This window comes from Burkholderia sp. LA-2-3-30-S1-D2, assembly GCF_001523915.2.
GTDB lineage: Bacteria > Pseudomonadota > Gammaproteobacteria > Burkholderiales > Burkholderiaceae > Burkholderia > Burkholderia diffusa.
The window spans coordinates 1,729,093-1,752,330 of record NZ_CP013383.1; the positions used below are offsets into that span (position 1 = coordinate 1,729,093).

At 67.1% G+C, this 23,238-nt stretch carries 21 protein-coding genes; 4 read left to right on the forward strand and 17 right to left on the reverse strand.

The window, feature by feature from the left end:
- Position 1: 1 nt before the first annotated feature.
- Positions 2-958 (reverse strand): ABC transporter substrate-binding protein, encoded by a 957-nt coding sequence (locus WS66_RS07905; protein ID WP_059607792.1) that lies wholly within the window; start codon positions 956-958, stop codon positions 2-4.
- A 320-nt stretch (positions 959-1,278) separates the two neighbouring features.
- Between WS66_RS07905 and ahpC the strand changes: the two genes are divergently transcribed.
- Entirely contained in the window at positions 1,279-1,842 is a 564-nt protein-coding gene (ahpC, locus tag WS66_RS07910) for an alkyl hydroperoxide reductase subunit C (RefSeq protein ID WP_059607791.1), read from the forward strand.
- Between the two features lie 125 nt (positions 1,843-1,967).
- Positions 1,968-3,566 (forward strand): alkyl hydroperoxide reductase subunit F, encoded by a 1,599-nt coding sequence (ahpF, locus tag WS66_RS07915; protein WP_059607790.1) that lies wholly within the window; start codon positions 1,968-1,970, stop codon positions 3,564-3,566.
- A 114-nt stretch (positions 3,567-3,680) separates the two neighbouring features.
- Here the strand turns inward: ahpF and WS66_RS07920 are convergent, their stop codons facing one another.
- The 8 genes from WS66_RS07920 to WS66_RS07955 form a co-directional block, all read right to left on the reverse strand.
- Positions 3,681-4,493 (reverse strand): hypothetical protein, encoded by an 813-nt coding sequence (locus tag WS66_RS07920; RefSeq protein ID WP_059607789.1) that lies wholly within the window; start codon positions 4,491-4,493, stop codon positions 3,681-3,683.
- A gap of 423 nt (positions 4,494-4,916) precedes the next feature.
- Complete coding sequence (locus WS66_RS07925) at positions 4,917-5,471, reverse strand: carboxymuconolactone decarboxylase family protein (protein WP_059607788.1); 555 nt, start codon at positions 5,469-5,471, stop codon at positions 4,917-4,919.
- A 25-nt stretch (positions 5,472-5,496) separates the two neighbouring features.
- The gene (locus WS66_RS07930) at positions 5,497-6,831 is read right to left on the reverse strand and encodes an aspartate aminotransferase family protein (protein WP_059607787.1); all 1,335 of its coding nucleotides are present in this window, start codon (positions 6,829-6,831) and stop codon (positions 5,497-5,499) included.
- Positions 6,832-6,846: 15 nt separating this feature from the next.
- On the reverse strand, positions 6,847-7,896 hold the full coding sequence (locus WS66_RS07935; protein WP_059607786.1) for a C45 family autoproteolytic acyltransferase/hydolase: 1,050 nt from the start codon (positions 7,894-7,896) through the stop codon (positions 6,847-6,849).
- A gap of 20 nt (positions 7,897-7,916) precedes the next feature.
- Positions 7,917-8,645: a glutamine ABC transporter ATP-binding protein GlnQ gene (gene glnQ, locus WS66_RS07940; protein ID WP_059237091.1), complete on the reverse strand. Its 729-nt coding sequence runs from the start codon at positions 8,643-8,645 to the stop codon at positions 7,917-7,919.
- Positions 8,642-9,298: a glutamine ABC transporter permease GlnP gene (glnP, locus tag WS66_RS07945; protein ID WP_059607785.1), complete on the reverse strand. Its 657-nt coding sequence runs from the start codon at positions 9,296-9,298 to the stop codon at positions 8,642-8,644. The genes glnQ and glnP overlap by 4 nt, the downstream gene beginning before the upstream one ends.
- A 67-nt stretch (positions 9,299-9,365) precedes the next feature.
- Positions 9,366-10,118 carry a glutamine ABC transporter substrate-binding protein GlnH gene (glnH, locus tag WS66_RS07950; protein ID WP_059607784.1) on the reverse strand — a complete coding sequence of 251 codons (753 nt, stop codon included), beginning with the start codon at positions 10,116-10,118 and terminating at the stop codon, positions 9,366-9,368.
- Between the two features lie 673 nt (positions 10,119-10,791).
- On the reverse strand, positions 10,792-11,163 hold the full coding sequence (locus tag WS66_RS07955; RefSeq protein ID WP_059607783.1) for an MAPEG family protein: 372 nt from the start codon (positions 11,161-11,163) through the stop codon (positions 10,792-10,794).
- A gap of 303 nt (positions 11,164-11,466) precedes the next feature.
- On the opposite strand from WS66_RS07955, the gene alr reads away from it, so the two are divergent.
- Entirely contained in the window at positions 11,467-12,588 is a 1,122-nt protein-coding gene (gene alr / locus WS66_RS07965; RefSeq protein ID WP_059607782.1) for an alanine racemase, read from the forward strand.
- A gap of 168 nt (positions 12,589-12,756) precedes the next feature.
- Here alr and WS66_RS07970 read toward each other — a convergent pair whose 3' ends face one another.
- The 6 genes from WS66_RS07970 to WS66_RS07995 all read right to left on the reverse strand — a co-directional run bounded on the left by WS66_RS07970 (position 12,757) and on the right by WS66_RS07995 (position 18,895).
- Positions 12,757-13,551, reverse strand: a complete 795-nt coding sequence (locus WS66_RS07970) for an enoyl-CoA hydratase (RefSeq protein WP_059607781.1) — start codon at positions 13,549-13,551, stop codon at positions 12,757-12,759.
- 228 nt (positions 13,552-13,779) lie between these two features.
- The gene (locus WS66_RS07975) at positions 13,780-14,145 is read right to left on the reverse strand and encodes a response regulator (protein ID WP_059607780.1); all 366 of its coding nucleotides are present in this window, start codon (positions 14,143-14,145) and stop codon (positions 13,780-13,782) included.
- Between the two features lie 41 nt (positions 14,146-14,186).
- Complete coding sequence (locus tag WS66_RS07980; RefSeq protein ID WP_059607779.1) at positions 14,187-15,155, reverse strand: chemotaxis protein CheX; 969 nt, start codon at positions 15,153-15,155, stop codon at positions 14,187-14,189.
- Positions 15,156-15,177: 22 nt separating this feature from the next.
- On the reverse strand, positions 15,178-15,762 hold the full coding sequence (locus WS66_RS07985) for a hypothetical protein (protein WP_059607778.1): 585 nt from the start codon (positions 15,760-15,762) through the stop codon (positions 15,178-15,180).
- Positions 15,759-16,499, reverse strand: coding sequence for a methyl-accepting chemotaxis protein (locus WS66_RS07990; protein WP_082729066.1), 741 nt, complete (start codon positions 16,497-16,499; stop codon positions 15,759-15,761). Before WS66_RS07990 ends, WS66_RS07985 begins: the two co-directional genes overlap by 4 nt.
- Before the next feature lie 2 nt (positions 16,500-16,501).
- The gene (locus tag WS66_RS07995) at positions 16,502-18,895 is read right to left on the reverse strand and encodes an MCP four helix bundle domain-containing protein (protein WP_059607777.1); all 2,394 of its coding nucleotides are present in this window, start codon (positions 18,893-18,895) and stop codon (positions 16,502-16,504) included.
- Between the two features lie 488 nt (positions 18,896-19,383).
- Here WS66_RS07995 and WS66_RS08005 point away from each other — a divergent pair, with 488 nt between their 5' ends.
- Positions 19,384-20,073, forward strand: coding sequence for an alpha/beta hydrolase (locus WS66_RS08005; RefSeq protein ID WP_059607776.1), 690 nt, complete (start codon positions 19,384-19,386; stop codon positions 20,071-20,073).
- A 33-nt stretch (positions 20,074-20,106) separates the two neighbouring features.
- On the opposite strand, the gene WS66_RS08010 is transcribed toward WS66_RS08005, so the two are convergent.
- Together WS66_RS08010 and aspA are read right to left on the reverse strand one after the other, a co-directional pair.
- Entirely contained in the window at positions 20,107-21,612 is a 1,506-nt protein-coding gene (locus tag WS66_RS08010) for an amino acid permease (RefSeq protein WP_059607775.1), read from the reverse strand.
- A 113-nt stretch (positions 21,613-21,725) separates the two neighbouring features.
- Positions 21,726-23,132, reverse strand: coding sequence for an aspartate ammonia-lyase (aspA, locus tag WS66_RS08015; protein WP_059607774.1), 1,407 nt, complete (start codon positions 23,130-23,132; stop codon positions 21,726-21,728).
- Between the last annotated feature and the right edge of the window lie 106 nt (positions 23,133-23,238).

Below are 23,238 nucleotides of genomic sequence, written 5' to 3' on the forward strand. Positions count from 1 at the left end.
GTCAGCGGCCCATCGCGTCGAGCAAGGATTTCACGTCGAGCCGCCTACTGCGCTCGGCCAGGAACTGATTGACGAACGCGAGCAGCGTCGGCGTGGACACCGGCACGCCGACGGCAAGCGCGTCGGTGAGGTCGTCGAAGGTCGCGACGCGCAAGCGGATCGGCGCGGTCGGGTCGTCCTGCATCACGAGCTTGATCGCGAGTTCGTCGCGATACACGGCCGTGACCGCGCCGGTGTTCAGTGCGTCGAGCGTCGCCGGCCAGCTCGGGTAGGTGCGCACCCGCGCAGCCGGGAAGTCGGTGCGCACGTATTCCGCGTAGGCCGACCCGGCGACGACGCCGATCGTGCCGCGGTAATCGCGCACGACTTCCGGCAGCGGGCGCCCTTTCGCGAGTTCCGCGAAGCTGACACGGTTGATCAGCAGCGCGCGCCGCAGGTTGATGTACGGCGTGCTGAAGCGGACCATCTGCGCACGCGGCAACGTGCGCGACAGCTTGCTGATCGCGACGTCGGCCTGCCCGGTCGCGATCAGCTGAACGACGTCGTCGAAGGTACGCGCATCGCGGTCGAACTGCACGGACACGCCGAGCTTTTTCGCGAGTTCGTCGGCGAGATCGATGTCGACGCCCGCCAATGCGCCGTTGCGCGACATGAAGAACGGCGGCTGATCGACGCCGAGCACCGCGACGACGAGCGTGCCACGCGTGACGATGCGGGCGAACTCGGGCGCGAGCAGCCGCCCGTCGGGCATCTGCACGAGCCCGGTCGACGTGGTGGCCGGCGTCGCCGTCGCGGCCGGCGCGGAGGCATCGAGGGCGAGCGCCGGCGCGGCGCACGACACGGTCACGAGTGCGCAGGCCGCACCGCGCAAGAGCCGATGCAGGCATCGCCCCTCGGGAACGATCTCGCGGAACCATGCAGGCAGTGCACGCATCGCGCATCCGGAATAGAGATTCATGGCGGCAGTGGGACGGAGAGTGTCTGACGACCGCGCAACCGTTCGTGGCGAACGGGCGCCGGGCCCTTGCGCGGGGCGCGTCGCCGTCGCCCGGCGCCGCGCCCTCCCGCACGCCCAATGTGTCAGAAGCGCCGGCCGGCCGAAATCCGCCGGAAGGCCCGGCCCGGATGGCACGGGCCGACTGGCCGGCCCGCCGCGACAGGGCCGGAAGCAGATAGAAATTCCCGATGCCGCGGATTGATACAAGCAATTTCACAAGCCAGGGGTGAACCCGGATACTGGCAACACTTCATCAACACCCAAGCAAAGGAACTCGCAAGATGCCGATCATCAACACCCAAATCAAACCGTTCAAGGCAACCGCATACCACAACGGCGATTTCGTGCCCGTGTCCGAAGAGAACTTCAAGGGCAAGTGGTCCGTCGTCGTGTTCTACCCGGCCGACTTCACGTTCGTCTGCCCGACCGAGCTGGGCGACCTCGCCGACCGCTACGCGGAATTCCAGAAGCTGGGTGTCGAAATCTACGGCGTGTCGACCGATACGCACTTCACGCACAAGGCATGGCACGACACGTCGGAGACGATCGGCAAGATCAAGTACCCGATGATCGGCGACCCGACGCTCACGCTGTCGCGCAACTTCGACGTGCTGATCGAGGAAGAAGGGATGGCGCTGCGCGGCACGTTCGTGATCAACCCGGAAGGCGAGATCAAGCTGTGCGAGATCCACGACAACGGCATCGGCCGCGACGCAGGCGAACTGCTCCGCAAGGTGCAGGCCGCGCAATACATCGCGGCGCACCCGGGTGAAGTGTGCCCGGCCAAGTGGACGCCGGGTGCGGAGACGCTGACCCCGTCGCTCGACCTGATCGGCAAGATCTGACGATCGCGCCGCGCGCCTCGCACGAGGCGCGCGCGTCACGCGAATGCGGGCCGCTTCGTGCGGCCCGCACCCTCCTCCGGCACGACGTGCCCGAACAGAATCATCAATACGGAATCCGAAACGCCATGCTCGACGCCAGTCTCAAGAACCAACTGAAGGCGTACCTCGAAAAGATCACGCGCCCGATCGAACTCGTCGCGTCGCTCGATGACAGTGCGAAATCGCAGGAACTGCTTGCGCTGCTGAACGAGATTGCGTCGCTGACGTCGCGCGTGACCGTAACCGAACGCCGCGACGATGCCGAGCGCAAGCCGTCGTTCTCGATCGGCGAACCCGGCAAGCCGGCCGGCATCCGCTTCGCCGGCATCCCGATGGGCCATGAATTCACGTCGCTCGTGCTCGCGCTGCTGCAGACGGGCGGCCATCCGCTCAAGCTCGACGACGACGTGATCGAACAGATCCGCGCGCTCGACGGCGACTACGCGTTCGAGACGTATTTCTCGCTGTCGTGCCAGAACTGCCCGGAAGTCGTGCAGGCGCTGAACGTGATGTCGCTGATCAACCCGCGCATTCGCCACGTCGCAATCGACGGCGCATTGTTCCAGAACGAGGTCGAAGCGCGCCAGATCATGGCCGTGCCGACGATGTTCCTGAATGGCGAATCGTTCGGCCAGGGCCGCAGCAGCGTGAAGGAAGTCCTCGCGAAGCTCGACACGGGTGCGAGCGCCCGCGCCGCGAAGTCGCTCGAGAACAAGCCGGTGTTCGACACGCTGATCGTCGGTGGCGGCCCGGCCGGTGCGGCCGCCGCGATCTACTCGGCGCGCAAGGGCATCGCGACGGGCGTCGTCGCCGAGCGCTTCGGCGGCCAGGTGCTCGACACGATGGCGATCGAGAACTTCGTGTCGGTGCAGGAAACGGAGGGACCGAAGTTCGCCACGGCGCTCGAACAGCACGTGAAGCAGTACGACGTCGACATCATGGACGTGCAACGCGCCGACGCGCTGATCCCGGGCGACGTGCACCAGATCCGCCTCGCGAACGGCGCGGTGCTGAAGGCGAAGACGATCATTCTCGCGACCGGCGCGCGCTGGCGCGAAATCAACGTGCCGGGCGAGCGCGAATACCGCAACCGTGGTGTCGCATACTGCCCCCACTGCGACGGCCCGTTGTTCAAGGGCAAGCGCGTCGCGGTGGTCGGCGGCGGCAACTCGGGCGTCGAGGCCGCGATCGATCTGGCCGGCATCGTGAAGGAAGTCACGCTGATCGAATACGGCGCGCAACTGCGCGCGGACGAAGTGCTGCAGCGCAAGCTGCGCAGCCTGCCGAACGTGACGATCGTCACGCAGGCACAGACGACCGAACTGACTGGCGACGGCAGCAAGCTGAACGGGCTCGTCTACAAGGACCTGCGTTCGGGTGAAACGAAGCGCGTCGATCTCGAAGGCGTGTTCGTGCAGATCGGCCTCGTGCCCAACACCGAATGGCTGAAAGGCACGATCGAACTGTCGAAGCATGGCGAGATCGTCGTCGATGCGCGCGGTGCGACGTCGGTGCCGGGCGTGTTTGCCGCCGGCGACGTGACGACGGTGCCGTTCAAGCAGATCGTGATCGCGGTGGGCGAAGGCGCGAAGGCATCGCTCGGCGCGTTCGATCACCTGATCCGGCAAGACGCGACGCCGGCTACCGCCGACGCGCCGCAGGCCGAAGAGGCGATCGCCGCGTAACGCGCGACGCACCACACAGGCTAGTCTCTCTTGGCCCCGCATGCCCTGGTCGGCGTGCGGGGCCCTTTTTCATCCGGCGTCGAGCGGCGCTGCGCGAGCGCGGCCGCTCCGTTCTCACTGAGCCCCGCCGGGCCCGGCACTCACCGGTGTAGTCGACTTGAAGTTGCTCGACTGCCTGACCAGTTGATCGGTCATCGCGGCGGCAACCGGATTCGCGCCCGTCGACGCGTGCTGTCGATCGGCGCTCGGCGTCGCCACGTATTGCGGCGGCGGCAACGACGGATCGAGCTTTGCCGATTCCCGCACGAGTGCGGCGGTTTCAGGCGTTTCGGATTTCATCGCGGGTGTCGCGGCCGCGTGCCGCTCGAGCCCGTCGCGCTTGCGCGCCGCGCGCTGCGTCGGCTGCTCCGCCTGCTGACTCGGCCGAGCCGCCTGCGTCGCCTGGACCGGCGGTGTCGATTGCACGGGTTGCGCCGCTTGTACCGGTGCCTTCGCCGGCTGAGCGGCCTGGGCTTTCGGCGGGGTCGCATCCTCCGGCTCGACGGTCACGACGTGGACGGTCGGCGGCGGCGCACTCGTCTTCGCCGGTGGCGCCGGCGCGGCGACGACCGGCGCGACGGCAGCGGATGCCGGCGCCGCGCTCGTGCGCGCAGAGGCCGCGGATGGCGGCCGTACGGCCGCTGGTTGCGGGACGGCCTCGTCCATATGCGCGGAAGGGACGGCGACCGCCGCAGGCGGCGCGATCGCGCCTTGCGCGGTGTGGCCGTCGTTCGCCGCCGTCACGGCGGCGGCAGGGGTCGCGGAGTCGCCGATGCCGGCCTCCGCGATCGCGCGGTGGTCTGCACGCAGGAGCATCACGTAGCCTGTGCCAGCCGCGGCAACCAGCAGGCCGCCGGCGATCATCAATGTCTTACGGGTACTAGTCATGCTTGCTCACCGATCTTATCGACGTGAACAAGCCATCATACGCGTGCGATCGCGGCTGATCCCGCACGAATACAATTGGTTTCATTGATGTCGACCCCAGAGCGGTGAGGCCTCGCAACACCGCGCTGCCCTATCGTCAGACGGTTCGACATCGCGAATCGCACACACGGGTACTTGAATGCACGATTGAGCCCGCCCGTGAGGTCGCCCGCGTCGTTGATGCGTAGCGCCTGGCGATATTTCATCGGACGGCGCGGGGGAAACTTCCTGCGCTGAAGTGCAGGCGGTGCGACGTGCGTCGGCAAGACGTCGCGAGGATGCCGCTCAGCCTGTGCCAACACGCCAAAAATCCCGTACAGACCGGCTTTTCGACGCAATCGGAACGCGCGCGCGGCAGGCCGCCGACACACGCGCAAGCGGCGATTATTCCGGAAACGGTAGATCAGTTTGGCCGTCCGCGCGCATACCGAACGTGTTGAGCGTCATCGCCACGAGCGCGTAATAGCCGAGCAGCGCGACGAGGTTCACGACGATCTCGTGGCCGAAACGCGCCTGCGCGCGCGTGAACGTCGCGTCGCTCACGCGCCGCGTGTCATACAGCTCGGTCGCGAACGCATGGATCAGCGCATCGTCGTCCGATTCGAACGCAGGCTCGACGCCACGGCGGATCGCGTCGGCCGTGGCGGCCGGCACACCGGCATCGAGCGCGATCGGATGGTGGATGTGCCACTCGGCCTGCGAGCGCCAGCGCGCGGCCGTCACGAGAATCGCGAGCTCCGACAGGCGCAACGGCAAACCCGTGCGATAGCGGCAGAACGCGCCGAGCCGCTGCGCGTGCTGCGCGAGTTCGGGACTCGCGATCCAGCCGAGGAACGGCCCGTTCAGGTTGCCGCGCGGGCCGCTGAGAATGTCGGCGAGCACGGCCTTCTGCTCGTCGGTGGCCGATGCGGGATCGAAGGGAGGCAGTCTGTCGGTCATGGTGAGGATTGGGTGAGGTCGTGGTTCACGCGCCGGCCGATGCGAGCGCGGCATCGATCGCGCCGGACAGCCGTTCGACGATCGTGTCGATCTGCTGCGCGGTGCAGACGAACGGCGGTGCGATCAGGATGTGATCGCCGTGCACGCCGTCGATCGTACCGCCCATCGGATACACCATCAGGCCGCGCTGCATCGCCTCGCGCTTGACCGCCGCATGCAGCTTCAGCGCGGGATCGAACGTCGCCTTGCTGTCGCGATCGCGCACGAGCTCGACGCCGACGAACAGCCCGCGGCCGCGCACGTCGCCGACATGCGGATGCGCACCGTAATGCTCGCGCAGCGACGCACGCAGTTGCTCGCCGCGCACCTTCACGTTGTCGAGCAGCTTCTCCTCGGCGATCACGCGCTGCACCTCGAGCGCGGCCGCGCAGGCCGTTGCATGACCGAGATACGTGTGGCCGTGCTGGAAGAAACCCGATCCGTCGACGATCGTCCGGTAGATACGATCGCTCACCAGCGTCGCGCCGATCGGCTGGTACCCTGCGCCGAGCCCTTTCGCGATCGTCAGCAGGTCGGGCGCGACGCCATCTTCGTCGCACGCGAACAGGTACCCGGTGCGCCCCATCCCCGACATGATTTCGTCGAGGATCAACAGCACGCCGTACTTGTCGCACACCGCGCGAATCTTCTTCAGGTAGGTACGCACCGGCGGCACCGCGCCGGCCGTCGCGCCCACCACCGTTTCCGCGACGAATGCCGCGACGTTTTCCGCACCGAGTTCGACGATCTTCTGCTCCAGCTCGTCAGCCAGGCGCTCCGCATAGGCTTCGTCGGTTTCGCCCGCCTGCTGGTCGCGATACGCGTAGCACGGGCTCACGTGATGGGCTTCGATCAGCAGCGGCAGGAACGGCTCGCGCCGCCATGCGTTGCCGCCGATCGCGAGCGCGCCGAGCGTGTTGCCGTGATAGCTCTGGCGACGTGCGATGAAATGGCGACGCTGCGGCTCGCCCTTCTCGACGAAATACTGGCGCGCGAGCTTCAGTGCGGCTTCGATCGCCTCGGATCCGCCCGACACGAAATACACGTGTTCGAGACCGGCCGGCGCGGCCTCGACGAGCCGGTCGGCCAGGTCTTCCGCCACGTCGGTCGTGAAGAACGACGTATGCGCGTACGGCAGTTGCTGCACCTGCCGCTTGATCGCATCGATCACGCGCTGGTTGCTGTGGCCGAGACACGATACGGCCGCGCCGCCGCACGCGTCGATGTAGCGTTTGCCGGTCGAATCGATGATCTCGATGCCGTCGCCTGCGACGGCGACGGGCAAGGTGGCGCGTGGAGCGCGATGAAAAACGGTCGTCATGCGTTGCCTCATGAATCAGGACGCGCTGCGCGCGAGCGCGGGCGGCACGATGCGCGTCGCGAAGCGCTGCGTGCCGTGCTGGTGAATGGCGAATTCGATCGCGGTGTCGCGAATCGCGAACACGGCGGTCGCCAGCGTGTTTTCATCGTCGGGGTCGGCCGGATCGTCGCGATAGATCGGTAGCCCTTGCGGTGCGCGGTCGCCGAGCACGCGCAGCAGCGCGGCTTCGTCGATCGCGTCGATGCCCGGCGTCAGCGCATCGACACGCCGCTGACGATCACCGGACGATTGCGTGACGATCTGCGCTTCGCCCTCGCACCCCGGATGCACGAGATGATTCGCGTGACCGGCAAGACGCGCAACGTCGACGACCGAACAGCGCGCGACGCTCGCCTCGATGCTCAGGAGCCGCGTATCGCCGGTCGCGCCGAGCGTGTGGTGAAAGCCGCTTGCGCGCGCATGCGTGCGCAGCACGTCGACGGCCGCATCGAGCGACGTCGCGTCGAGCACGGCGCGCGCGAGGATCATCCGCGGCACGCCCGCCGCCGGCGTGCGGATCCGCAAGTTGTTGATCGCCTGCGCGATGCCGGCGCGGTTCGCGGCGAACGTATGCCCGGGCAGCGAGCCCGGGTAATAGAAACTGATGAAGCCCGGCTTGCCCTGCGGCTGCACGTCGACCAGCAGACAGCGCTCGCGCAGGTACGGATCGCCGTCCTCGTTGTGCGCGATCCAGCGCGTGCCGTGCGCGTCGCGTGCGGCGAGCGTCGTGCAGCCGTCCGGCGCGTGATGGATCAGTTCGCCGCGGCAGTTCCACAGAAAGATGTCCTCGGCCGGCCAGCCGACGCCTGCCGCGATCCCGTCCAGCTCCGCGACGAGTTCCGGGTACGCGGCCAGCGCGGCCTGCCGCAGCGCGGCCACGAACGGATGGCTGCGCCAGCGGCGCACGGCCTGCCATGCGCTGCTCTGCTGCATGTACGCATCGAACACGGGGCGGGCAAGCTCGCCGAGGCGCACGCCGATGTCGAACGGCGCGCCGGCGATGACGGGAGACAGGGAAAGCGGCATGTCGGATGGTTCGGTTTCGTTCAGGACACGTGTTTCAGGAATTCCTTCAGGCGCGGGGTCGGCGGCCGGTCGATCAGGTCGACCGGATGGCCGTCCTCGGCGATGCCGCCCTGATCCATGAACAGCAACCGCGTGCCGACCCGCTTCGCGAAGCCGATCTCGTGCGTGACGACGATCATCGTCATCCCTTCGGTCGCGAGATCCTGCATCACTTTCAGCACTTCGTGGCGCAATTCCGGATCGAGCGCCGACGTCGGCTCGTCGAACAGCATCAGCCGCGGCCGGATCGCGAGCGCGCGTGCGATCGCGACGCGCTGCTGCTGGCCGCCCGACAGCTCCGACGGGTAATGATTCGCGCGCGATTCGAGGCCGACCTTGTCGAGCAGCGCCATCGCCTGGTCGCGCGCATCGGCACGCGATGCACCGCGCACCTGGATCGGCCCGAACATCACGTTCTCGAGCGCGGTCATCTGCGGAAACAGGTTGAACTGCTGGAACACCATGCCCGCTTCGAGCCGGATGTTGCGGATCGTCGTCGCGTTGCCGCGCACGCTCTGGCCGTCGACCAGCAGCTCGCCGCCGGTGATTTTCTCGAGCGCGTTGATACAGCGCAGCATCGTCGACTTGCCCGAGCCCGACGGACCGATCACGACGACCACCTCGCCCGCGTCGATCTTCAGGTCGATATGCTTCAGCACCGGCACATGGCCGAAGCTCTTCGACACGTTCTGGAATTCGATCATGCTCATAAGATCCGCATCCTCTTTTCGACGAGCCGAAGCGTCAGCGTCATCGCGCCGGTCAGCAGCAGGTAGATGACAGCCACCGCGGTCCAGATCTCGACCGCCTGGAAATTGCCGGCAATGATTTCCTGCCCCTTGCGCGTCAATTCGCCGACGCCGATGACGATGAACAGCGACGTGTCCTTGAGGCTCACGATGCACTGGTTGCCGAGCGGCGGAATCAGGCGCCGGAACGCGAGCGGCCCGACCACCTTCAGCAGCACGCGCGGCATCGACAGGCCCATCGCGAGCCCCGCTTCCGTCAGCCCCTTCGGGATCGACAGCAGCGCGCCGCGCACCACTTCCGCGAGATACGCGCCCGAATTCACCGTGATCGCGATGATCGCGGCCGTCAGGCCGTCGATCCGGATATGCGCGAGCAGCGGCAACGCGAAGTACAGGAACATCACCTGCACGACGATCGGCGTGCCGCGGATCAGTTCAATATAAACCTGTGCGAGCACGTTCATCGCCTTCGGTCCGTATGCGCGGAACATGCCCGCGATCATCCCGACGACGAATCCGCCCACCAGCCCGAAAAATGCGATGAACACCGTCAACCGGACCCCGTCCATCAGGTCCGGCAACGCCGCCCAGATCGCAGACCAATCGAAATTCACGTGTCGCTCCCCGTCCGATTCAAGACCGGCGCGGCCACCCGCGCCGCGCCATGCTGTGCCGTCACGCTCACATCTTCGGCGGCTCGGCGCCGAACCACTTCTTGTAGATCTGCGCGTAGCGGCCGTCGGCCCGGATCTTCACGAGCGACGCGTTGACCTTCGGCACGAGCGTGCTGCCCTTCGGGAAACCGATCCCGTACTTGTCGCCGCTGACCGGCTGGCCCGCGACCTTCACCTTGCCCTTGCCCTCGTTGTTCACGAAGAACAGCACGTTCGGCGTGTCGTGCATCGCCGCGTCGACGCGGCCGGCCTCGAGCGCGAGGTACGCCTGGTCGATGTTCGGGAACTGGCGGATCTCCTTCGGCTTCAGGTGCGCCTTGATCCAGTCGATCGTCGCGGTGCCCGTCTTCGCGGCGATCACCTTGCCGTTCAGGTCGTCGATCGACTTGATCGTCGTGTTGTCCGTCTGCACCATCGCTGCCAGGCCGCTGTCGTAGTACGGCGCGGAGAAGTCGATCGCCTTCTTCCGCTCTTCCTTGATGGTCATCCCCGACAGCGCGACGTCGATGTTCTGGGTCTGCAGCGCCGGGATCAGGCCGGCGAAATCCATCGGCTGGATCGTGTATTTCCAGCCTTGGTCCTTTGCGATCTCCGCCCACAAGTCGAGATCGAAGCCGACGTACTTGTCGCCCTGCTTGAACTCGAACGGCATGAACGACGTATCGGTCCCGACGACGAGCGTCTTGGTATCCGCGTGCGCGATGCTGGCGCCGAGCGCGGCAACCACCGCGACGGCTTTCAGGAAGGAACGGCGACTCATGACTTTTCTCCGCATGGTTGAGCGATGTGACCGGCCGGCTGGCCGGGGAACGACGACATCAAGCCGCACCGCAACATGCGATGTTGAATTAAACCGTAGTGCAACAAGTGTTGTCAACACGGATACTACGACAACAAAAAAATACTCAACAGAAAAATGCATTGAGAGAAACCCGAGCCGGACGGACGGGATCGATCGGAGGAAAGGTGTGCGCGGACGGGCGTGCGGCAGCTGCGGCGGGAATGTGCTGCGGGATTGCGCCGCGCGGCGAGGGGGCAATGGCGTGGAAGCGGGGAACGTGTGGCGCGGCCGTCACCGCGGCGGGTGGACGTGTCGCCGTGCCGGCTCGCGCGCGACGACAACGATGGTGTGCGCCGCCGCATGATCGGACGGGCGCACGCCCGGTCATTCGGCGCGACCGGAAGGCCCCATGCGCACCGGCACCGCGGCGATCGTGATGCCGGCCACCGCCGGCGAGGCTCAACGAACGGCGTGTACCGCCACCGTCACCGGCTCCTTCTCGAGCGCGCGCAGGCGCCGCGACGGCCAACCTGCCGTTCCAGCTCGCGAAGATCGTTGCGCCCGCATCCAACGACAGTCACGCGCGCGGCGCGGGCGGTGCGTAGCGAGCCCGCGCGCCAGGCCGGCGCGGGCGCCCCCGTTCATCCTCTCGTCACGGCGCGGCAAAGAACAGCGCGACGACGCACGCCATCCCCGCGAACCACACGAGCGAGCGCAGCGACGCCCAGTTCAGCAGGTACATCAGCGCATAGACGACGCGAATCGCGACGAACCCCATCGCGAGCTGGTCGACGTGATGCGCATTCGCGCCGTTGTGCCATGCGACGACCAATGCGGCCGTAAACAGCGCCAGCGCTTCCCAGGCATTCTGGTGCGCGGCCTGCGCCCGCGCGCGCCAGCCTTCGAGCCTCGCCAGGTACTCGCGCGGCGCGTGGTTGTCGTAGCCTTTGCGGGCCTTGGCCAGGAACGTCATCGGGAACGGCAACAGCGCCACGATGAACAGGCAAATCTGGGACGTCGTCATCAAAGTCTCCTCCTTTATGATTACATTGATCAATGACAGGGTCGCGCAGAGCTTAGCATTGCGTCGGGCCGTTCGCGCACCGGTTTTCTAGACGGGAGCCTCGGCAAGGCAGCCTGCCGAACGCTATGGCGGCAAGGATCCGGCGCAACAATTTCCACCAAATCGCCGATAAAAACGTTAATTAAAACTGGTCGAACACCAATAAGATAGCGATCAACACTGGCTCGGCGCGTTACCGCGCCAGCCTGCTTACCCGCGCCGCGCCGCCGCGCGCGCCGAACGACTTTCGACCCGAGCCCGCCCATGCCCCGTCCCATCGTCGCCCATGTCCGTCCCGACGCCATTCGCCACAACCTCGACTTCATCCGCCGCACCGCCGCGCAATCGCGCGTGTGGGCCGTGGTCAAGGCCAACGCATACGGTCACGGGATCGAGCGGATCTATCCGGGCCTCGCGGCTGCCGACGGCATCGCGCTGCTCGATCTCGACGAAGCCGTGCGCGTGCGGGAGCTCGGCTGGGACAAGCCGGTGCTGCTGCTCGAAGGGATCTTCGAGCCGGCCGACGTCGAACTGGCCGATCGCCACCGGCTGACGGTGGCCGTGCACTGCGACGCGCAGCTCGACCTGCTGATTGCCGCGAAGCCGCGGCAGCCAATCGACATCCAGCTGAAGATGAACTCCGGGATGAACCGGCTCGGCTACCGGCCCGACGCATTCCGCGCCGCGTGGGAACGCGCGGCGGCCGCGCCGTCGATCGGCAAGATCACGCTGATGATGCATTTCGCGAACGCCGACGAAGGCGAAGTCGACTGGCAGCTCGAGCAGTTCGATGCGGCCACGGCAGGGATTCCGGGCGAGCGCTCGACATCGAATTCGGCGGCCGTGCTGTGGCATCCGCGCGCGCATCGCGACTGGGTGCGGCCCGGCACGATCCTGTACGGCGCGTCGCCGACCGGCGCGGCGCGGCACATCGCCGACACGCCACTGATGGCCGCGATGACGCTGACGAGCAAGATCATCGGTGTGCAGACGATCGCGCCGGAGGAAACGGTCGGCTACGGCCGTCGCTTCAAGGCAGACCAGCCGATGCGGATCGGCGTCGTCGCATGCGGCTACGCGGACGGCTATCCGCGCCACGCGCCGACCGGCACGCCGATCGCGGTGGACGGCGTGATGACGCGCGTCGTCGGCCGCGTGTCGATGGACATGCTGACCGTCGACCTGACGCCGTGCCCGAACGCGGGCATCGGCTCGAGCGTCGAGCTGTGGGGCGATCAGGTGAAGGTCGACGACGTCGCGGAAGCCAGCGGCACGATCGGCTACGAGCTGATGTGCGCACTCGCGCTGCGCGTGCCGGTCGTGACCGTGCCGCCCGGCGCGTCGGCGGTGCAGCCGGCGCTGCACACGGGCAGCTACGGGCGTTGATCGACGCCGATGCCGCGGCGCACTAGCGCGCCGCCGCGCATGCCGCTTCACTTGCGGGCCGCCTCGGGCGGCCCGTTTGCGTTCCGGCGGACCGGAAACCCGAGCCGGAAAAAACGCGTTGGCTACGGCTCTTGCGCGCCGCTCGACATGCACATCCGGGGCGCGCGCCTACGAACGCCACACCGGCTCGCGCTTCTCCAGGAACGCGTCGATCCCCTCGCCGGCATCCTCTTCCATCATGTTGCGCGCCATCACGTCGCCCGCAAACGCGTACGCGTCGTCGAGCGGCAGTTCGCGCTGCCGGTAGAACATCTGCTTGCCGTAACGCACGGCCGCCGGGCTCTTCTTGACGATCTCAGCGACCTTGCGCGCGACGGCCGCGTCGAGTGCGTCCTCGGGCACGGCCTCGTTGACGAGCCCCCAGGCAGCAGCCGTCGCCGCATCGACGAAACGCCCGGTGACGAGCATGTCGAACGCGCGCTTCGCCGACACGTTGCGGCTCAATGCGACGGCAGGCGTCGAACAGAACAGCCCGACGTTGATTCCGGATACCGCGAAGCGCGCGGTGTCGGCTGCGACGGCGAGATCGCACGCGGCGACGAGCTGGCAGCCGGCAGCCGTCGCGATGCCGTGCACGCGTGCGATCACCGGCACCGGCAGTGCGCGCATCGCGAGCATCACGCGGCTGCATTGCGCGAACAGCGCGCGGTAGTAATCGAGTTCGGGCCTGGCGCGCATCTGCCGCAGGTCGTGGCCCGCGCAGAACGCCTTGCCCGCCGCGGCGAGCACGACGCAACGCACGTGCGGATCGGCGGCCAGCGAATCGAACGCGTCCTGCAGGCTCGCCAGCATCGCCTCCGACAACGCGTTGAACTGTTGCGGCCGGTTCAGCCGCAGCGTGACGACGCCGTCGCGCACGTCGCGCAACAGGATCGGCTCGGGTGTTTCGTGACGGGATTCCATGATGCTCCGCTCGACGGGGTTCGATCGAGCGCGAACCGGTAGCACGGGCGGCACACGCCCGGATTCGCGATCGACATGATCACGAATCGTCCTCCACATTGCGCGCGGCGTCCAGCGGAGCCGACCGGCCGGCGAAGCCGGCTTGCACGCCGCCTCACCGCGAAGCGAAGGCCGCGCCGGCTGCGCGTTGATTGCCGCTTAGCGGTGACGCATCGCCCGCGTGCGCGCTCAGCCCGCGAGCTTCTTCAGCGCGTCGAGCACCGCGTCGCCCTTGAACGGCTTCACGATCCAGCCCTTCACGCCGGCGGCCTTGCCCCGCTCCTTCATCGCCGGACTGCTTTCGGTCGTCAGCATCACGATGTTGACCGACGTGTTCGCCAGTTCGCCGCGGATCTTCTCGACCATCGTCAGGCCGTCCATGTTCGGCATGTTCACGTCGCTGATCACGAGGCGCACGCCGGGCGTCGCCTTGAGCTTCGCGAGCCCGTCCTTGCCGTCCACCGCCGTCGCGACGTCGAGCCCGTGATTGCGCAGGAAACCCGCGACTTCGTCGCGCACCGTGCCCGAATCGTCGACCACCAGAATCTTTGCCATCGTCTTTCCCTTTCGTTGTTGCCGACTTCAACAGTCGATATTCAAAACAGTTCGAGTTCGCCCGATTCGACCATCGGCCCGACGTCCTGCACCAATTCGCGGAAATCCTCCGGGGACCAGCTCAGGCTGAACACGAAGCGCTGGTCGAGCCGCACCGACCGCCCCGAGGCGGGATCGGTCATCCGGTACTTGAAGCAGAGTTGCGGACAGTCGCCGCCGAACGAAATGAACTTCTGCTTGTGATTGACGACGAGCGGCACCTGCACCGGATGGCGCGCGAGCGCCTCCGCGTCGCCGAGATAGCGGTTCTTGAACGCGCCCCACACGAGATTGGTCAACTCGCCGAGCATGCTGTTCACGTCGCGGAAATCGGGTGCCCGGCCGTCGTCGCGAGTGCCGCCGATCATGTCGAGCAGCGGCTGCTCGCTCGTCTGCAGCAGCATGTAGCCGCGGCACCACGCGCTTTCCAGCGCGATCAGGCTGAACACCTCGCCGAAGATGATCTGGTCGCGCACGATGCACGGCCGGTCGCACTCGATCGTCATGCCCGGGAACAGGCTGTCGAGCCGCGCCTCCGTGATCTCCGCGATGCCGCGCACGAGCGCATTCGGGTAGTCGCGTCCGAACAGGTATTCGTCGATCGCGCGCTTGAGCGGTGTCAGGTCGTCTGCGGCGTAGGCCGCGCACGCGACGCGCGCGAGCGCATCGGGCAGCCCGTCGCGCGATGCGTCCGCTGCATCCGACACGCGACGCAGGATGATCGGCAGCTCGGGCCGCAGCGCGTCGATCTGTGTCGCGATGATCGCGCTCTCGGCCGGCGAGCCGCCGTAGTCCTCGGCGAGCAGGATCGCGCCGAGATCGATGTTCGAGCGCAGCACCTTGAGCAGCCGGTTGCGCCGCACGGTCAGGCCGACCAGGTTGTGCTCGTCGCAGAAGCGCTTGATCGTCGCCGCATGCGCGCGGCTGTCGTCGAGCACGAGCACCTTGCTGACGGGTTGGTCTACGTTCATCTCGCGAAATCCTCTGAATCGGTCAAAACAATTCGAGCTCGCCGCCCGTGTCCACGCTCGCCGCTTCCGGCACTTGGAAGTCGACCGGCGCGTTCGCGCACACGCACAGCGTCGCGCCGATCCTCACGTCGCCGTCGAGCGTCACGTCGTATGCGGCCACGTGATCGGGGTTCAGCGCCGGCAGGTAATCGACGCTCGCGCCGCTCAGCAGGTAAGGCGTCGACATCCCGAGATCGGGGAACGGTGCGGTCAGCGCCTGGTTGATCGCGCCGCAGCACAGGTTCGCGACTTCCATGAACGCTTCGGTCAGCGGCCGCTGCGTGCTCGCGCCCGGCGCGGCCGCGGCGAAATGGCGGCGCGTCGGATCGTCGTCGCGAAAGCGCAGCGCGAGCAGCAGCCGGAAGTGCAGCGCCGAGATCGTCAGTACGACGACGTGTTCGGCGAGCTTCGGCGTCGCCCGCGACCTCGCGCGTGACGGATCGTGCGACGCGTCGTGCGCATCGCCGGCGGCCTGCCGGATCTCGCACGCACCGCCTGACGCGAGCCGCGTGCGCGCCGCGTCGAAGAAGATCCGTTCGAAGCCGGCCCGGGCCTGCGCACTGATCACGCCGCCGCTCCTTCCAGTCGCGCGTGCAACTGCCCGGCCAGCGTCTCGAGCGTCGCGAGCGCGGCCGTGATCATCTTGCCGCCGGCCTGGATGTCCTGGAACGTCGCGGCCGTCACGAGATCGTTGCGATTCAGGCTGTCGCGATAGCTGTTCGACAATTGCTGCGAACGCGCGGCGAGCCCGCGCACCTCGCTCGCCACGATCGAGAAGCCGCGCCCTGCCGCACCGGCGCGCGCGGCCTCGATCGACGCGTTCAGCGACACGATCGACACGTGCGCGACGATCGACGACAGCTCCTGGTTCTTCGCCCGCATGTCCTGGTTCTGCGTGGTCAGCGAGATCATCTGCTCGTGCCAGCGCTCGAACGTGCCGGCCAGCCCGCGCAGTCGCGCGGCTTCGTCCGCGAGCTTCGTCGCATGCTGCGACAGCGCGGCGCGCTCGGCCGCGAGCGCCTGCAGCGCGTCGCGCTGCTCGCCGGTGCCGGCCGCCTCGCGCGCCAGCGTTTGCTCGAGCTCCGCCTCGCGGCGTGCCCATGCGTCGGCCGCCTCGGCATGCGCCGCAAGTGCTTCAACGGCACGCGCGTCGGCTGCGCCGAGCGCATCGCGCAATGCGTCCGCTTCGCGCGTCATCGCGGCAACGAGCCGCGCGCGCGCAATGCGGCCCACGATCGCGGCGATCACCGCGGCGGCCACGCCGCCCGCCAGCGCGGCGCCGACCGGAATCATCCACGCTTGCACGATCACTCCGTTGCGTCGACGTTCGCGATGCCGGCGCGGGCCGGCTGCCCCACGTCCTGCACCGCACCACCGTCCGCCGCGAAACGCGCCGGCAGCGACACGATCGTCTCGAACGCGCGATACGGCGAGCCCGTGCGATCGTCGGTGAAGCGCAGCGCAATGTCGCCGCCGTCGCGCTTCAGGAAGTTGCGCACCGCGTCCATCCCGACGCCGCGCCCCGACACTTCGGTCACCGCACGCGCGGTCGAGAACCCCGGACGGAAGATCAGCTCCGCCACCGCCTCATCGGTCAGCGCGGCTTCGGCGCCGGCGTCGAACCAGCCGCGCTCGCGCGCGATCCCGCGAATCCGGTCGAGCGCGAGGCCGCGGCCGTCGTCGCCGAGCACGAAACGCAACGTGTCATTCTCGACATCGACCGCGATGTCGATCTTGCCGGCCGGCGCCTTGCCGGCCGCGCGCCGCTCTTCCGACGTTTCGATCCCGTGGTCGATCGCGTTGCGCAGCAGATGCATGAACACGTTCTTCAGCGTCGCGCCGATCTCGCTGCGCACGCGATGGCCGTTGCTGTCGATATGCACGACGGGCGCCGGCTTGCCGAGTTCGGCCGCGAGCGACGGCAGCGATTCGATCACGCCGCCCAGCGCATCGCCGATGCCCTGCGTGCCGAACTGGCTCAGCAGGCGGCGCACCGAATCGCGCGCCGCGTGCCAGTCGCTTGCGTTCGCCGGATCGGCGCCGTCGAGCATGCGCAGGCTCTCGCTGATGTGTGCGCGCTCGACCATCAGGTAGTCGGCACCGCCGTGCTGCGCCGCTTCGCCCTGGCGGCCGAGCGTGACCGCGTTGATCGTCGCGTAGTGCTCGACCGCCTCGCGCACGCGGGCCAGATCGTCCATCAGCGCATCGCGGTTCCACTCGGGGCCGCCGTCCGCGTGGCGCAGCGATTCGTACGCCTGCTCCGCCTCATGCACGATGTTGGTCAGGTGCTGCAGGCTGTACGTGCGCGCATTGCCCTTGATCGTATGCATGTTGCGGAACAGCGCGGCGACGATCGAGTGATCCGCGCGTTCGTGCTGGCGGATCATCCGCTCGTTCTCGCTGAGGAAACCCTTCGCGCTGTGCACGAAGTCGTGGAACTTGTCCTGGCTGATCGACAGGATCTCGCCGATCATCTCGAGCCGGCGCTGCTGCTCGCCGGCCTGCGCGGTCAGCTCGCGGATCTCGGTCACGTCGCGCACGCACAGCATCAGCCGCACGACCGTGTCGGTCTCGTCGGTGATCGCCGACCAGCTCAGGTCGAGCCATTTCTCGCGGCCGTCCGGCATCCGCTTCGCGACTTCGTTGACGAGCAGGTGCTCGTTGAACGCGAAGTTCATGCTGTCCTCGCCGAGGCACGCATGCACGGCCGCGTCGACCTGCGAACGCGCATCCGAACCGATGCTCGAATCGTCGAACACGAGCGCCATCAGGTCGCGGCCGGCGATGTCGCTCGTCTCGAAGATGGTCTCGAGGTAAGCCGAATACTCCGCATGCACGACGCCGCCTTCGACGACGGTCAGGATCCCTTGCTGCATGTTCTGCAGCATCGCCTGGATGTCGGCCGTCTTCTGCTTCAGTTGCGCGGCGTTCTCCTGGATCTTCTCGATCATCCCGTTGAACGCGACGATCGAATGACCAATCTCGTCCATCCGGCCCACCGGCACGCGACGCGTGAAGTCCTGGCTCGTCGCGATCTCGCTCATCGCCGTCTGCATCCCGATCAGCGGGCGCGTGATCTGGCGATACAGCACGAAGCCGAGCGCGGTCAGCAGCACGACCACCGTGCCCGCGACGCCCGCGATCGCGGTCGCCGTCGTCGACAGCATGCCGTTCAGCGCGCGGATCGCGTCGTCCTTCTGGCGGTTCTTCTCGACGCGCAGCGTGTCGACGATGCTCTCGAGCTCGTCGCGATACTGCGCGACGTTCGCGAACAGGTACGCCTGCGCCATCTCGGGCTTGCCGTCGGCTTTCATCTTCACGGTGTCGCCGATCGCCGCGAAGTAGTTCGCCGCGCTGTCCTTGGCCTGCTCGACGAGCCCTTGCTGCGCCTGCCCGACCGCCGATTTCGCCTGTGCGTCGAGCGCCGCGCGCAGCGCGGCCTGCTTCGCCTTCAGCTCGTCACCCGCCTGCGCGGCGGTGTTCGCGTCGGGCGCATACACCAGCGTCATCGTCGCGATCTGGATGTTCTTCACGTCGGCGACGAGATCCGCCGACGCGAGCGCGCTCGGCACGATTCCCTGGGTAACCTGACGCACCTCGGACGCGCTCTTGCGTGTCTGGTACACGGCGTACACGCCGATCGCGGACAGCGCGAAAAACGTCAGGACGACTAGCAGCGTAATGCGATGACGAATGGTCATGAGTACAGCTCCCCGCAGCGATCCGGCTTCGATCGCCCTTTTGTCTATTGAAAGAATGTGAGCGCCGCATTATCGGGGATGGTGTATGACCGTCCGATGACTGAAAATCAATCGGTCGTTGAGGAAATCGCAATGATCAATTGCGACGAGAAAATCCTAAAGTTTTTCTCGAATCGGCCGTTAACCTCTGGCCTTGACGGCCCGACGGGCCTGCCTGGCGGCCTCGATAAATCGAATCCGGATATTCATTCTTTTATTTGCGATCCGTAATTCAATCCGGTTGAATACCGGTAAAACGTTTGCGCATTATCCGCGAATCGAATCGGTTATGCACCTTCTGCTGCGCGGCCGGATTCGCGCGCCGCGTCGACATGGGTGAATGGCAGCCGATTCATTCCAGCCAGGAAACAATCAATCGCCATCCGGCGATTCACCTTCCCTCCCGCGCGCTCTAGACTATCGGATCACTTCCCCACCGGACCCTTGCAATGACCGACGTCCTGCCGCTGACCACCGACTCCGAATCCGGCCTCAAGTACCTGCTGCGCCCGGCCGCCGGCCGCCCGGCGGGCCGCCTGTTGCTGCTGCATGGCGTCGGCGGGAACGAAACTAACCTGCTGAACCTGTCCGGCACGATCGACCCGCGCATCGAAATCGCGTTCGTGCGCGGCCCGCTGACGTTCGGCCCCGGCCAGCAAGCGTGGTTTCCTGTGCGCTTCGGCCCGAACGGCCCCGAGATCGATGCGGCCCGCGCGGATGCGAGCCGTGTCCAGCTGATCGCGCTGCTGCGCGCGTTGCGCGCCCGGGGCACCGACAACGAACACGCCGCACTGCCCACCGTGATCGCCGGCTTCAGCCAGGGCGGCATCATGAGCGCGAGCGTCGCGCTCACGTCGCCGGCCGACGTCGCGGCGTTCGCGGTGCTGTGCGGCCGCATCCTGCCGGAGATCGATCCGCTGATCGCATCGCGCGATGCGTTGAGCGCGCTCCACGCGCTGGTGATGCACGGCCGCTTCGACGACAAGCTGCCGGTCGCGTGGGCCGAAACCGCCGACGCGAAGCTGACGGCGCTCGGCGTCGCGCACGACACGCGCCTCTACGACGCCGGCCACGAACTCACGGCGGAGATGGCCGGCGACTTCGGCCGCTGGGTCGGCGCACGCACCGGATTGAACTGAGCGCACGGGCGGTCGACCCGCCCGTGCGTATCGTCAGACGTTGCTCGCCGGATCAACGCCGAGCGGCGCGCCGACGGCATTGGCAGCCGCCGCTTCCCGCGCGGCCCCGCGCTTCGCCAGCTTCCAGCCGACCACGAGCGCGAGCACGACGAGCGGGATCATCCCGACGGTCCACGTGCCGCCCGGGTAATCGAACGCCATCAGCACCAGCACGCTGACCAGGAACCCGAGCGTGAGCCACGACGTGAACGGCGCGCCGGGCATCCGGAACGACACGGGGCTCAGCTCGCCGCGATTGACCGCGCGGCGGAACAGGATCTGGCACATCACGATGAAGCCCCAGGTCGTGATGATCCCGAGCGACGCCATGTTCAGCACGATCTCGAACGCCTGCGCCGGCACGATGTAGTTCAGCGGCACGCCGATCGCATTGACCGCGACCGTGACGAGGATCCCGCCGTACGGCACGCCGCGCGCGTTCATCCGCGACACGAAGCGCGGCGCCGAGCCGCCCATTGCCAGCGAACGCAGCACGCGTCCGGTCGAATAGAGGCCGGAGTTCAGGCTCGACAGCGCGGCGGTCAACACCACGACGTTCATCACCGTGCCGACGTACGGCACGCCGAGCTTGCTGAAGAACGTGACGAACGGGCTTTCGTGCGCGCTGTACGCGGTCCACGGCAGCAGCATCGTCAGCAGCACGACCGAGCCGACGTAGAACAGCGCGATGCGCCACATCACGCTGTTGATCGCCTTCGGCAGCACCTTGCGCGCATCGGCGGTCTCGCCCGCCGCGACGCCGACGAGCTCGATGCTCGCATACGCGAACACGACGCCCTGCACGATCAGCACGGCCGGCAAGATGCCATGCGGAAAGATCCCGCCGTGGTCGGCGATCAGGTGCAGGCCCGGCATCTGCCCGGCGACCGGATGACCGCTCGCGAGAAACACGGCGCCGATCGCGAGGAACAGCGCGAGCGTTCCGACCTTGACGATCGAGAACCAGAACTCCATCTCGCCGAATACCTTCACGCCGATCATGTTCATCACCGACACGATCCCCAGCGCGCCGAGCGCGAACACCCATTGCGGCACGTCGGTGAACACGGCCCAGTACTTCATGTAGATCGCAACGGCGGTGATGTCGACGATGCCGGTGGTCGCCCAGTTCAGGTAGTACATCCAGCCCGCGACGAACGACGCGCGCTCGCCCATGAACTCCCGCGCGTACGACACGAACGAACCGCTGGTCGGCCGGTGCATCACGAGCTCGCCGAGCGCGCGCATGATCAGGAACGCGAACACGCCGCACACGAGATACACGACCGCGAGCGCGGGCCCCGCGCTCTGCAGGCGGCCGCCCGCGCCGAGAAAGAGGCCGGTGCCGATCGCACCGCCCATCGCGATCATCTGCACGTGTCGCGGCTTCAACTTCTGCTCGTAGCCGGACTCGTGGGACGCGAACATCGCATCGCGGTCGGCATGACGGGGATCGGCGCCGCCGGCCGGGTCGACCGGGCGCTCGCTGGCTTGCTTCATGGTATGTCTCCGTTTCTTGATGTGTGTTGATGTGTCGCGCCCGTCGGCAGGACGCTGCGGGAACGGCCGCGCGCGGCCCGCCGGCGGCTTGCGCCGGCGCCGCACGGCCGGAATCAGTACGTGCGCGGGCGGATCAGCGCTTCGGGCTGCAACGCTTCGTCCAGTTGTGCGGCGGTCATCAGCTGGTGATCCAGCACGACCTCGCGGATCGACTTGCCGCTCTCGTGTGCTTCGGCGGCCACGGCAGTCGCGCGCTTGTAGCCGATGTACGGGTTCAGCGCGGTCGCGAGCGCGACCGAGCGCTCCATCGTTTCGCGCAGCCGTTCGGGGTTCGCGGTGATGCCGCTCACGCAGCGGTCCGCGAGCGTCGTGCACGCGGCCGTCAGGTGGCTGAAGCTGCTGAACAGCGCGCTCGCGATCACCGGCTCGAACGCGTTGAGCTGGAGCTGTCCGGCCTCGGCCGCGAAAGTCACCGTCAGGTCGTTGCCGAACACCTCGAACGCGACCTGGTTCACGACCTCCGGAATCACCGGGTTCACCTTGCCCGGCATGATCGACGAGCCGGCCTGCACCGGCGGCAGGTTGATTTCGCCGAACCCCGCGCGCGGGCCGCTCGACAGCAGCCGCAGGTCGTTGCAGATCTTCGACAGCTTGACCGCGATCCGCTTCAGCACGCCGGAGATCTGCACGAACGCGCCGCAGTCCTGCGTCGCCTCGATCAGGTTCGGGGCGGTGCTCAGGTCCAGGCCGGTGATGCGCCGCAACGCGGCCAGCGCCTTCTCCGCGTACTGCGGATGCGCGGTGATGCCGGTGCCGATCGCAGTCGCGCCGAGATTGATCTCGCGCATCAGCCAGCCGGCTTCCTGCAGGCGCGCGATGTCTTCCGTCACCATCACCGCGTAGGTCGAGAATTCCTGGCCGAGCGTCATCGGCACGGCATCCTGCAATTGCGTGCGGCCGAGCTTCAGGAGGCCCGAGAACGCGTCGGCCTTCTCCGCGAACGCATCGCGCAGGTGCGCCATCGCGTCGAGCAGACGCTCGACCGCGAAGCAGGTCGCGATCCGGATCGCGGTCGGATAGACGTCGTTCGTGCTCTGAGCAAGATTGACGTGCTCGTTGGGATGCAGGTATTCGTACTGCCCGCGTGCATGCCCCATGATTTCGAGCGCGCGGTTGCAGATCACCTCGTTGGCGTTCATGTTGGTCGACGTGCCGGCCCCACCCTGGATGATGTCGACCACGAACTGATCGTGCAGCCGGCCTTCGCGGATCTCGACACAGGCGGCGGCGATCGCGTCACGATACGCGTCCGGCAGCAGCCCGAGCTCGCAGTTCGCATCGGCAGCGGCTTCCTTCACCGCCGCGAGCGCCATGACGAGGTACGGCAGCGACGCGATCGTGCGCCCCGAAATATTGAAGTTCTCCTTCGCGCGCAGCGTATGGACGCCGTAATACGCCGAATCCGGAATGCTTCGTTTCCCTAAAAGATCTGCCTCGACGCGGAAGCCGTTTTCCGTCATGGTGCCCCTCCTGAATTGTCTCTGCCGTCGCAGGAAACCGGCTGCGTTCACCGCTTCCCCGTGCGACGGGATCGCATTCTATGCCTTTGCATAAAGAACCTCGCTT

Coding starts and splice junctions, on each gene's coding strand:
- WS66_RS07955 (WP_059607783.1), bottom strand. CDS start 11,163: ATGACGACGTCCCAGATTTGCCTGTTCATCGTGGCGCTGTTGCCGTTC.
- WS66_RS07980 (WP_059607779.1), bottom strand. CDS start 15,155: ATGAACGTAGACCAACCCGTCAGCAAGGTGCTCGTGCTCGACGACAGC.
- WS66_RS07905 (WP_059607792.1), bottom strand. CDS start 958: ATGAATCTCTATTCCGGATGCGCGATGCGTGCACTGCCTGCATGGTTC.
- WS66_RS08010 (WP_059607775.1), bottom strand. CDS start 21,612: ATGAAGCAAGCCAGCGAGCGCCCGGTCGACCCGGCCGGCGGCGCCGAT.
- alr (WP_059607782.1), top strand. CDS start 11,467: ATGCCCCGTCCCATCGTCGCCCATGTCCGTCCCGACGCCATTCGCCAC.
- WS66_RS07935 (WP_059607786.1), bottom strand. CDS start 7,896: ATGCCGCTTTCCCTGTCTCCCGTCATCGCCGGCGCGCCGTTCGACATC.
- WS66_RS07930 (WP_059607787.1), bottom strand. CDS start 6,831: ATGACGACCGTTTTTCATCGCGCTCCACGCGCCACCTTGCCCGTCGCC.
- WS66_RS07995 (WP_059607777.1), bottom strand. CDS start 18,895: ATGACCATTCGTCATCGCATTACGCTGCTAGTCGTCCTGACGTTTTTC.
- aspA (WP_059607774.1), bottom strand. CDS start 23,132: ATGACGGAAAACGGCTTCCGCGTCGAGGCAGATCTTTTAGGGAAACGA.
- glnQ (WP_059237091.1), bottom strand. CDS start 8,645: ATGAGCATGATCGAATTCCAGAACGTGTCGAAGAGCTTCGGCCATGTG.
- WS66_RS07970 (WP_059607781.1), bottom strand. CDS start 13,551: ATGGAATCCCGTCACGAAACACCCGAGCCGATCCTGTTGCGCGACGTG.
- glnH (WP_059607784.1), bottom strand. CDS start 10,118: ATGAGTCGCCGTTCCTTCCTGAAAGCCGTCGCGGTGGTTGCCGCGCTC.
- WS66_RS08005 (WP_059607776.1), top strand. CDS start 19,384: ATGACCGACGTCCTGCCGCTGACCACCGACTCCGAATCCGGCCTCAAG.
- WS66_RS07975 (WP_059607780.1), bottom strand. CDS start 14,145: ATGGCAAAGATTCTGGTGGTCGACGATTCGGGCACGGTGCGCGACGAA.
- WS66_RS07920 (WP_059607789.1), bottom strand. CDS start 4,493: ATGACTAGTACCCGTAAGACATTGATGATCGCCGGCGGCCTGCTGGTT.
- ahpC (WP_059607791.1), top strand. CDS start 1,279: ATGCCGATCATCAACACCCAAATCAAACCGTTCAAGGCAACCGCATAC.
- WS66_RS07925 (WP_059607788.1), bottom strand. CDS start 5,471: ATGACCGACAGACTGCCTCCCTTCGATCCCGCATCGGCCACCGACGAG.
- ahpF (WP_059607790.1), top strand. CDS start 1,968: ATGCTCGACGCCAGTCTCAAGAACCAACTGAAGGCGTACCTCGAAAAG.